Below are 9,021 nucleotides of genomic sequence, written 5' to 3' on the forward strand. Positions count from 1 at the left end.
GTCCAGAGCAGGGAGCCGCCGGCTGTGGGGAGCAGGTGGTGGGTTGGGTTCGGGAGGGCTCTGGTGAGGGATTCGCCCAGGTCCGGGGAGTGCGTCGGGCTGGTGTCCTGTCCGCCGTACCAGAGGTCTACCGGGACGGTGAGGTCGGCTGGGTCGAACGGCCAGCGGGCCATCGCCAGGACGGTGTCACGGGCGTAACCGGCGGGGCCCTGGGTGAATGCCTCGGCCATCGCGCGGCGGAAGGCGTGCTGGAAGACGGGGTCGGTGTAGACCGCCAAGTCCGTGTCGGGGCTCGTCGTGGTGATCAGCTCCCAGAGGGTGTCCGCGCTGCCGAAGCCGGCGAAGGAGGCCTCGGCGGTGTCGGGGTCGGCCGCGACCGCGTTCACCATGTCCCTCACCTGTGGGTTCAGCGAGTGGGCGAAACGGGGATGGGCCAGTTCGTCGCTGCCGGACACCACCGCCACCGCGTCCACCAGGCCGTGCGCCGCCAGCGCGAGAGCGAACGGCGCTCCCTGGGAGAAGCCGACCGTCAACAGAGCGGTGAGAGCCCGCTCCTGGCCGAGGTGGCGGATGTCGGTGGCCCAGTCGGTCAGTGTCCGGCCGGGAGCCGGGTCGGAGGCGCCGAGGCCGGGCCGGTCCACGCTGATCAGCCGGACCCCCGCCGCCTCGACGACATCGCCGCCGAAGCCGAGCCATCTGCTGGTCGCCGCCCCCGGGCACAACAGGACCGGGGTGCCGTCGGCCGGCCCCCACTCCGCCCAGCCGAGCCGTCGGCCGTCCGGCAGCTTGGTCTCTCCGAGCCGCTCCGGTTCCCGCACGCCGTAATCCATGATCCGTACCGTCCTCCGCCCGCGTCCCGTCCGTCGCCCCACGGGACCACGGGACCACGGGACCCACTCGCTGCGTCCAACCGGACCCGATCTTTGTCCATGGACCCCGCCGCCCGCCAGAGGTGATCGTGAATGGGGCGGCAGCGCAGGTGAACGGGAGGGACGCGATGGACGGGTTCAGGGTCGGCGAGGACGCTTTCGAGGTGGACGGGCGGCCGGTGCGGCTGCTGTCGGGCGCGCTGCACTACTTCCGGGTGCACGAGGCGCAGTGGGGTCACCGGCTGGCGATGCTGCGGGCTATGGGGCTCAACTGCGTGGAGACGTACGTGCCGTGGAATCTGCACGAGCCGCGCCCCGGCGCGTTCCACGACGTCTCGGCGCTCGGCCGGTTCCTGGACGCGGCGCGCGACGCGGGCCTGTGGGCCATCGTCCGCCCGGGCCCCTACATCTGCGCGGAGTGGGAGAACGGCGGGCTGCCGCACTGGCTGACGGGTGCGCTGGGGAGGCGTGTACGCACCCGCGACGGGGAGTATCTGGGGCATGTGGAGCGCTGGTTCCGGCGAGTGCTGCGGGAGGTCGTGCCGCGCCAGTACGGCGGCCTGGCCACCGGCGGCCCGGACGCACGCGGCCCGGACACACGCGGCCGGGACGCAAGCGCTCCCGACGGCCCCGGACCCGTGATCATGGTGCAGGTCGAGAACGAGTACGGCAGTTACGGCTCCGACAAGCTGTACCTGCGCCACCTGACCGACCTCCTGCGCGCCGAGGGCGTGCGGGTGCCGCTGTTCACCTCGGACGGGCCCGAGGACCACATGCTGACCGGCGGTTCGATCCCGGGCGTCCTGGCGACGGCCAACTTCGGCTCGGAGGCGCGCGCCGGCTTCGGGACGCTGCGGGCGCACCGCCCCGAGGGGCCGCTGATGTGCATGGAGTTCTGGTGCGGCTGGTTCGACCACTGGGGCGCGGAGCATGTCGTACGGGACGCCGATGACGCGGCGGCGGCGCTGCGGGAGATCCTGGAGTGCGGGGCGTCGGTGAACCTCTACATGGCGCACGGCGGCACGAACTTCGCGGGCTGGGCGGGCGCGAACCGCGGCGGCGCCCTGCACGACGGGCCGCTGCAGCCGGACATCACCTCGTACGACTACGACGCGCCGATCGACGAGGCCGGCCGCGCGACGGCGAAGTTCTGGCGCTTCCGCGAGGTCCTGGCGGAGTACGCGTCCGAGCCGCCGCCCGAGCCGCCCGCTCCCCCGCCGGTCCTCGCCGCCCCCGCGTCGGCGGCCCTCACCGACTGGTCCCCGCTGGACACGGTCCTGGAACACCTGGGCACCCCAGAAGCGGAATACGCCGTACCGCCCACCTTCGAAGAACTCGACGTGGACCGCGGTCTGGTGCGCTACACCGTCACGGTGCCGGGCCCGCGCGAGCCGTATCCGCTGAGCGTGCGAGGGCTGCGCGATCTGGCGGTGGTGTACGTGGACGGGGAGCGGGCCGGTGTCCTGACCGAGGACGAGCCCGTGCTTGCGGCACCCGTGGCCGGGCACGCGCGCGTGGAGCTGTGGGTGGAGTCGCTGGGCCGGGTCAACTACGGGCCGCGCACGGGTGAGCCGAAGGGCATCACGGGCGGGATCCTGCACGAGCGGCAGTACGTACACGGGGTACGGGCGCGGGCGCTGCGGCTCGACGCGTTCGACGCGGCGTCGGCGGTACGGGAGGTCCCCGCGTCCGGCACCGCGCGGGGCCGCCCCGGCCTGTACCGGGGCACGGTCGAGATCACCGCCCCCGGCGACGCCGCCCTCGAACTCCCCGGCTGGACCAGGGGCTTCGTCTGGCTGAACGGCTTCAACCTGGGCCGCTACTGGTCGATCGGCCCGCAGCGGACGCTGTACGTGCCGGGCCCCGTGCTGCGGGAGGGCGGCAACGAGGTGTGGATCCTGGAGCTGGAGGGGACGGCCGGGACAGAGATCACGCTGTCCTGAAGCCGTCCCCTGAGCTGCCCCTGAAGCCCCCTGGGCCACCCCCGAGCGGCCTCAGACCTCGGTCACCTCGGTCACGTCGGTCACCTCGGTCACCTCGAACGCGTCGAGCACGAACTCCGCCGTGCCGTCGTCCCCGGTCTTGCGCAAGCCGACCCACGCCTCGCCCTCACCAGGGGCGGTGAACTCGTACGTCAGGGTGGTGGGCTCAGTGGCGACCGGCAGCTCCTTGCGGTCCGTCTCGCGGGGCGCGGGGGCGTCGACCGCCGTGACCCAGGCGTACTGGCCCGCCTTCTCGTTCTCGTACCGGAAGGAGACGCGGTAGCGCCCGCCCGGTGTGAAGCGGACGGTGTGCGGGACGGTCCGGTAGACGAGGCCGGTGTTCTCGCCGCGTGACTTCAGGGATTCGGTGCCGTCGATGACGTCGTCGATCGCCTTGCCGTTCCAGCCGCGCTGGGTGTACGGGGCGTGGCGCTGGGCGATGTGGGTGCGCGGGTCGGTGGCGCCGCCCGCGTCGCCCTTCACGAAGGGGCCCCAGCCCTGGGGGACGTGCTCGAAGTCCTCGTGTACGAGGGTGCCGCGGGGCCGCTTGACGGGGTGGGCCGCGACGACGCGCACGTTGTCGAAGCGCACGCGCGCGTGGCCCGCCTCGGCGCGCAGCGTCAGCTCGGCGGTGCCGCCGCCCTCGGGGACGGTGAAGTACGTGAACATGCGCTGGAAGCGGGTGCCGTGCTTGCGGTCGGCGGCGACGTGGTTGACCGCCGTGGACGTCTCCGTGTGGTTGGCCGCGGTGACGCCGTCGGCGGTGCGCACCTCCAGGGAGGCCTTGCGCCGCTCCCCCGCCTTCTCGCCGACTTCGACCTGCACGGACGCGGCGTACGTGCCGGCCTTGAGGCGGGCGAGGCGCTGTCCCACGGAGGCGGCGGCGCCCGCGCCGATGACCAGCTCGTGGTCGCCGAGCGCGCTGAGCCGCACGGCGGCGGGCCCGCTGACCTGCCAGCCCTTCAGGGAGCCGGAGTGGAAGCCGGGGTCGTGAAGCGGGGTTCCCTGGCCCCACTTGGGGTCCGGCAGGGCGGCGGCGCGCTCGCGGTAGAGGACGTAGGGCTGCTTCGGCTCGGCCTCGACGGTGACTTTCCCGCCCGCTACGGAGACGTACGACTCGAAGACGCGCCCCTGGTCGGTGAGCCGGTACAGGGCGACGCGGGAGCGGCCCGCCCACGCGCGCGGGAGCCGCCAGGTGCTGGTGCCGCCGGTCGGGTTGTAGTGGTACAGCTTGGCGGGGTCGGTGGCCTCCCGGGGCTCCCAGGGCAGGAGATAGCGGCCGTCTTCGTAGACGACGCGTCCGTCGGTGGTGATGCGCCGCTTGCCTTCCCGGGCGTCGGAGACGGTCGTCCTCGTGGGGCCGAAGAAGGTGATCTCGTGGTCCTCCCAGCTCTTGATGGGGTACGCCTGGAGGTACTTGGCGGGCAGCGAGTGGGTCCAGATCAGCTCGTAGAAGGCGTGCCAGTCGGTCTTGCCGACCCAGCCCTCGAAGTTGCCCATGCGGGCGATGCCGAGGAGGGTGGGCCACCTGTCGGCGAAGACGTCCTTCTGGTGGTTGCGGACGAAGCGGATCAGGCGGGAGTTGATGCCGCGCGAGGTGTCGCCGCCGTAGTCGGTCTCGGTGGCCCAGTGTGCCCAGACGGCGGAGCGTTCGAGGCCGTGGCCCCACTCGGTGGTGACGGTCCAGCCCTGTGCGCGCAGGGCCCGCTGGAGGCGGTCGGAGGTCCAGCCCGACTCACGGAACACGTCGATGTAGAGGGTGTTCAGAGCAGGGTCGGTCTGGGCGCGCAGGTCGGCGAAGCGTTTGATGATGTCTCCGGAGACCAGGTCGCGGCGCTGGTCGATGCGGTAGCTCTGGTCGAGCCAGTCCCACTGCTCGTTGTCCTTGTCGACGAGCTTTTCGGAGAAGGCGTTCGCGACGGGGTAGGACTCGGTGGCGTTGACGTGCACGCCGAAGTCGCTGTGCCACTTCCTGCCCTCGCGCACGAGGGTGTTGAGGTCGTCGAGGCCGCCCGCGCGCGTGTTGTGGTTGTCGGCGTAGTCGGGGTGGGCGGAGTCGTGGCCCTCGGACTGGTAGCCCTTTAGGAGGGTGTACTGGCGCAGCCCGTCGGTGGCCAGGTGGATCCGCTTGACGTTGTCGAGGGTGGCGAGGAACGGGTTGGTGGCCTGTGAGGCGAAGTTGAACGGGATGTGCGGGACGACCCGCAGATGCTGCTCGTCGGCGCCGAGGGGGTTGACCATGATGTCGCGGAAGGCGGTCGCGGCGTCCTGCCAGTCGACCTTGCCGTCGCCGTTGCGGTCGCCGGTGATCACTACGGTGGCGTACGGGAGGGGTTCGGTGGCGTCGACGGGCGCGGTCGCGGCGCGGTGGGTCCACTGCCCCGGCGTCAACCGGGCCTCTACGGAGTCGCCGCTTTTCACGGTCTCGCGCCACAGGCGGCCGTTCTCCCAGGTGGTGCCCGCCTGGGAGGTGGGTTTGTCGTAGCCGGTGTTCGTCTCGATCGCCCCGCCGAGCGTGTCGTGCGCGACGACGGCGTACGCGCATCCCACGGGCGCCTCGGCGGGCGTGTCCTTGCCCGGCCGGACCAGGGTGTCGCCGCTCTTTGCCTTGTCGAGCTGCACCTTCGCGGCGAGGAGCGCGGCGCCGGGCTGGTCGTCGCGTACGGAGAGCAGGGCGAGGCCGGGGACGCGCAGGGTGCCGACGCGCAGCGCGTCGGTGTCGGCGATCCGCGTGACGCGCCAGTGGACCTTGTGGCCCTCGACCGCGATCTCGACGTGGATGCGGGTGCCGCCGTCGAAGGCGAGTACGTACGTGATGCGGGCGCCGCCCGCCGAGGCGGTGACCCGCGGGATGTGCTCGGTCTCGTCGATCAGAACGGCGGTGACGGCGTCCCTCCTGCCGTACAGGATCGCGCCGCTCGCTCGGTCGGTGTAGGAGACGACACGCGGGAACGCGGTGGCGACGCGGACGTCCAGCGCGCGTGAGCGCAGCACCACTTCGGCCGGGAGGGGCTTGGCCGAGGCGTCCTCGGCGTACGCGCTGGAGCCCGCCCCGAGGACGGCTCCCACCCCGGCGAGCGCACCGGTGGCGACGACGGCTCTGCGGCTCGGCCCGGACGTGTCTGGCAGCGGCATGCGGCACCCCTCCATGGGACGGAATCGGTGCCGATCACCATGCGCCGGGCCGGGCGGACGCGCCTATGGACAAAGGAGGGACAGGTGTTGGACTTACCGCCGGGCGGCGGCCCACCCCGGACATGCCGAAGCGGGGCACCCACGAGGGCACCCCGCCACAGCGGGCCAGGCGTCAGGACGTCACAGCCCCGCCGCCGCCCTCTCGATGTCCGCGGCGAACGTCGACACCTCGGTGTAGACACCGGGGTACTGCGGCCGCGCACAGCCGTTGCCCCAGCTCACGATGCCGACCTGGATGTACGCACCGGCCTCGTCCTTGCGGAACATGGGCCCGCCCGAGTCGCCCTGGCAGGTATCGACGCCGCCCTCGGCGAGCCGGCCGGCGCATATCTCCTCGGCGGGCGTGAGGTCGTTGCCGTACGCGGCCTTGCACTGGGCGTCACTGACGAACGGGACGGTCGCCTTCAGGAGGTAGCGCTGCTGCGCGCCGCCTTCCCTCGCCGCTCCCCAGCCCGCGACGGTGAAGTCGCCGTTGTTGTACTTGGTGTCCTTGGCGATCTTCAGCGTGGGCAGGTCGATCGGCTTCGCCAGCTTGATGAGCGCCCAGTCCTTGCCCTTGCCGTTGTAGCCGGGGGCCTGGAGGACCTTGGTGGACTTGACCTTGATCGCGGAAGAGCTCTTCAGGTCCACGACACCGGCGGTGGCGGTGATGCTCGTGTTGCTGCCGGAGCCGTCCACGCAGTGGGCGGCGGTCAGCACGATGTTCTTGGCGTACAGAGCACCGCCGCAGCCCATCGAGAGACGGACCATGAACGGGAATTCACCCTGCTTGGCGGGGGTACCCCCGACGACGCGCTCGCCCGGCTGGGGGCCGGGGTCGGGAGCGGCGGCCGCGGCCACCGGCTGAAGGCTGAGAGCGGCGAGCGCGATCGCACCGAGGGTGGCGGCTCTCTTGGCTCCACGCAGCTTGGTCTTCAATTGTCTTCCCTTCGTGGGGGGTTACTGAGGAAGCGCGCGCGAAGGACCCCTGCCGACCACACCGGAAGAACACCCGGCTGGCATGAGCCCGACAAAGCGTTGCTGCGGATTATGGAGATCGGTGTCCGCTCAGGACAAGGGGCGGTTTCCGGCCATGGCGTCTCCCGAGGGCCGTTCCCGGCACGGCGACCCCCGTACAGTGGAGGCGGTTCGCGGTGTCCCGATGGCTGACATCAGGGGGTACGGGCGTGACGGTCGGCGGCGGTCCTGTGGTGCACGGCTACCCCCATCTGGAGACCGTGCGCGCCGCTCTCACCGCGCTCTACAGACGCCTTTCGTACGACACCGTCCACACCTTCGACACCAGCGTCGCCCCCGCGGACGTGGCCTTCGGCGACCAGGACGACCTGCATCTCGGCGTGCAGCGGGTGGCCCGCGAGATGGTGCGCCACCTGCGGCTGCCCGACGCCCGCGTGATCGTCAGCTTCCGCGGGATGGAGCATGCCGCGAACGTCGAACTGACCGCGGGCCCCGAGTACTTCATCGAGCTGAACGACCGCTTCCGCACCCATCGGCGGGACATCGGCGCGGCGCTCGCCCACGAGGTGATGCACGTGTATCTGCACCGCCTCGACCTCTCCTTCCCCGGCACCCGCGACAACGAGATCCTCACCGACACCGCCGCCGCCTACCTGGGCGCGGGCTGGCTGCTCCTGGACGCGTACCGCGAGGACGGCGCCTCCTCCCAGAAGCTCGGCTATCTCACGCCGGAGGAGTTCGGTTACGTACTGGCCAAGCGGGCGCTGGCCTTCGGCGAGGCCCCGGAGACGTGGTTCACCAGCGCGCAGGCGTACACGGCGTACACGAAGGGGCTGGCCCAGGCGCGCCGCGACGAGCAGCAGCCACCGCTGACGGCGGCCGGCTGGGTGGGGAGGCGGCGGTACGCGAAGGACCGGCGGTACGCCCTTGACCACGGCGGCGCGGTCGCGGCGGGCGGCCCCTACTCCTTCTCCCTCGACGGCGGCACGCTCCGGGTCACCTTCCCCTGCCCCACCTGCCACCAGCGGATCCGCGTCCCGGCGCGGGGGCGCGTACGGGCGCGGTGCACGCTGTGCCGGACGGTCCTGGAGTGCGACGCCTAGCGGCTACCGGCTGGCGGGGGCGCTCACCGGTCCTGGGCGGTCGTCCAGTGCCCGGGGCGGGCGAGAGAGCCGGACAGCTTCGTACGCTCGTCACCCCTGGCCGCGTTCACTTGTGACTGCGTGAGGAAGAGCGCGCCGGTGAGGTCGGCGCCGCGCAGGTCCGCGTCGCGCAGGTCCGCGCCGATGAGATCGGCCGTCCGCAGGTCGGCGTCGCGCAGGTCGGCGGCGATGAGGTAGGCCCCGCGGAGGTTGGCGCCGCGGAGGTCGGCGCCCTTGAGCCGGGCGCCGAAGAGGTCCGCTCCCCGGCGGTCCTTCTTCTTGCCGCCACCGCCCTTGCGCACGAGTTCGCTGGTGCGCAGGAGGAGGGCGTTGACGTCCTGGCGGTGGGCGGCGACGTCGGTCTCGACGACGGCCTCGGGGGCGCCCCGCGTCAGCTCCTCGGTCCTGGCCAGGGCCTTCTTGAGATCGGAGCGGATCGGCTTCGTCTGCGGAAGCGTAAGCGCCTCGGTCAAGTACCAGAGCAGTTCGTGGAGTTGCCGCATGACCGGGAACACCTCGAACATCTGCTTGGCGGTGGCCGGATCCTTGCGCCAGTCGCGCCCGCCGAAGGTGTGCTGCGAGACGTGCTGGCCCGCGCCGAAGCAGTCGTAGACGGTGCAACCCCGGAAGCCCTTGTTCCGTAGGTCGCGGTGGATACCGCAGCGGGAGTCCGCCTGAAGGTTGGCGCAGGGCTTGCCGGCGTCCTTGTCCACGGCGAAGTCGGAGGACGCGGAGAAGGCGAGCGCCACGCAACAGAGCCCGAAGCAGCTGCCGCAGTCCGCGCGGAGGCTGGCGGGGGCGCCCTCGAGCGGTATCAACGCGAGGGTCTCGCGCTCCGGGGCCATAGGGGGCGCTCCTTACTTCCAACTTTCAGCG

6 protein-coding genes are annotated in these 9,021 nt (G+C 71.8%); 2 read left to right on the plus strand and 4 right to left on the minus strand.

Annotation, left to right across the window (positions count from 1 at the left end):
* The coding region (locus tag GKQ77_RS20885) for an alpha/beta fold hydrolase (protein ID WP_219690448.1) at positions 1-830 on the minus strand (830 nt) is incomplete at its 3' end.
* Positions 831-997: 167 nt separating this feature from the next.
* On the opposite strand from GKQ77_RS20885, the gene GKQ77_RS20890 reads away from it, so the two are divergent.
* Positions 998-2,812 carry a glycoside hydrolase family 35 protein gene (locus tag GKQ77_RS20890; RefSeq protein WP_219690449.1) on the plus strand — a complete coding sequence of 605 codons (1,815 nt, stop codon included), beginning with the start codon at positions 998-1,000 and terminating at the stop codon, positions 2,810-2,812.
* 51 nt (positions 2,813-2,863) lie between these two features.
* Here the strand turns inward: GKQ77_RS20890 and GKQ77_RS20895 are convergent, their stop codons facing one another.
* Both GKQ77_RS20895 and GKQ77_RS20900 read right to left on the minus strand, forming a co-directional pair.
* Complete coding sequence (locus GKQ77_RS20895) at positions 2,864-5,986, minus strand: endo-alpha-N-acetylgalactosaminidase family protein (RefSeq protein WP_219690450.1); 3,123 nt, start codon at positions 5,984-5,986, stop codon at positions 2,864-2,866.
* Positions 5,987-6,166: 180 nt separating this feature from the next.
* Positions 6,167-6,964 (minus strand): S1 family peptidase, encoded by a 798-nt coding sequence (locus tag GKQ77_RS20900; RefSeq protein WP_219690451.1) that lies wholly within the window; start codon positions 6,962-6,964, stop codon positions 6,167-6,169.
* 248 nt (positions 6,965-7,212) lie between these two features.
* Between GKQ77_RS20900 and GKQ77_RS20905 the strand changes: the two genes are divergently transcribed.
* Positions 7,213-8,106 (plus strand): hypothetical protein, encoded by an 894-nt coding sequence (locus tag GKQ77_RS20905; RefSeq protein ID WP_219690452.1) that lies wholly within the window; start codon positions 7,213-7,215, stop codon positions 8,104-8,106.
* A 23-nt stretch (positions 8,107-8,129) separates the two neighbouring features.
* Here GKQ77_RS20905 and GKQ77_RS20910 read toward each other — a convergent pair whose 3' ends face one another.
* The gene (locus tag GKQ77_RS20910) at positions 8,130-8,990 is read right to left on the minus strand and encodes a pentapeptide repeat-containing protein (RefSeq protein WP_219690453.1); all 861 of its coding nucleotides are present in this window, start codon (positions 8,988-8,990) and stop codon (positions 8,130-8,132) included.
* Between the last annotated feature and the right edge of the window lie 31 nt (positions 8,991-9,021).

The sequence above is a fragment of the Streptomyces anatolicus genome, from assembly GCF_019400875.1.
Classification (GTDB): domain Bacteria; phylum Actinomycetota; class Actinomycetes; order Streptomycetales; family Streptomycetaceae; genus Streptomyces; species Streptomyces anatolicus.